Source organism: Sandarakinorhabdus sp., from assembly GCF_040398645.1.
Taxonomy (GTDB): Bacteria; Pseudomonadota; Alphaproteobacteria; order Sphingomonadales; family Sphingomonadaceae; genus Sandarakinorhabdus.
Window position 1 is genome coordinate 4,368 of record NZ_JBBATR010000001.1, and the last position, 1,388, is coordinate 5,755.

The 1,388-nt window shown below is 65.9% G+C and carries 2 protein-coding genes; one reads left to right on the top strand and one right to left on the bottom strand.

From position 1 onward, the window contains the following. On the bottom strand, positions 1-694 hold a 694-nt coding region (locus ABWP50_RS00025), incomplete at its 3' end, for an EI24 domain-containing protein (protein WP_353215937.1). Positions 695-772: 78 nt separating this feature from the next. On the opposite strand from ABWP50_RS00025, the gene ABWP50_RS00030 reads away from it, so the two are divergent. Continuing rightward, positions 773-1,388: adenosine kinase (locus ABWP50_RS00030; protein WP_353215938.1), on the top strand; the 616-nt coding region annotated here is incomplete at its 3' end.

A 1,388-nucleotide genomic window follows, 5' to 3' on the forward strand; every position in this document is an offset into this window, starting at 1 on the left:
CCTTCGCTTCACGTTCCCGCTCGCGGTGGAAGATGTGCGTGGCAACCATGGCGCCCACGATCGGCGCGACCAGGTTCAGCACCGGCACGGCGAACAGCCCGGCGGTGACGATGCCGATGCCCCAGCTATCCCAGCGGTGTTGCCCCGGCCAGGCGCGGGATTCGCCGAGGGAGACGTGGCGCGCAGCCACCGCTTCCAGGTATTCGCGGCCCAGTGCCCAGCCGTTGGCGATGATAAACAGGATGATCGGGCCGATGCCGGTGACCAGCAGCAGCAGATAGGCCGGGATCAATAGCAGGTTGATCAGCGCCACGCGGGTCGCGGCGCGGCCGCCCATGGCCAGCTCCACACCCAGGCCCAGGGCATGGCCTTGCGCGGCGGGATAATAGCGGCGTTCGACCGCAACGATGATCTCGTCCTGCCAGATGGCCATCACGGCCGTGGCAATGCTGGTAAAGCCCAGCCAGGTGAGCAGCATCGACAGCAGCACGGCAGCCGCATCGCCGGCGCCTGCCGCCCACAAACGTTGCAGCCAGCCCGGCCAACGATCGGTTTCCACCAGCGCGATGCCGGCAAAAATCGCCCACGACAGCAAGGCAAGCAGCAGCAACGACAGGATCAGCCCGCGCAGCAGCACGCGGCGAATGGGGGCATCCCACAATTGCGCAAAAGCCAGGATGAATGCAGCAACCATCGCCCGCAACGCTAGGGGCTGGGCACGGCAGGAGCAAGCCGCTAAGCCGCGCGGCAGTGCTGATTTGGAGCCGCCTGCATGATCCACAGTGATAGACGTTTTGATATATTGGCCATGGGCAATGCCATTGTTGATGTGATCAGCAGTGCCGAACCGGAATTTCTCACCAGCCGCGGCATCCAGCACGGATCGATGCGGCTGATCGGGGCGGACGAAGCGCAAGGCCTGTATGCCGCCATGGCCGCCGGCCGCCAGATCAGCGGCGGTTCGGCTGCAAATTCCGTGGTGGGGGCAGCCAAATTGGGAGCGCGGGCGGCGTTTGTTGGCCGCGTTGCCGCCGATCAGCTTGGCGAATTTTTCACCCACGATATTCGCGCCGCCGGCGTGCATTTCACCGCCGCGCCGGCCACCGGCGGCCCGCCGACGGGCCGCTGCCTGATCCTGGTCACCCCGGATGGCGAGCGGACGATGAACACCTATCTGGGCGCCTGCCAGGAGCTTGATGCCAGCGATCTGGATGCCGAAATGGTGGCGGCGTCCAGCATACTCTATCTGGAAGGCTATTTGTGGGACCCGGCAGCGCCGCGCCGCGCCATGCAGTCCGCGATCGCTGTGGCGCGCGCAGCCGGCAACAAGGTCGCGTTCACCCTGTCCGATGTGTTTTGCGTGGACGGCCACCGCGCCGATTTCCGGG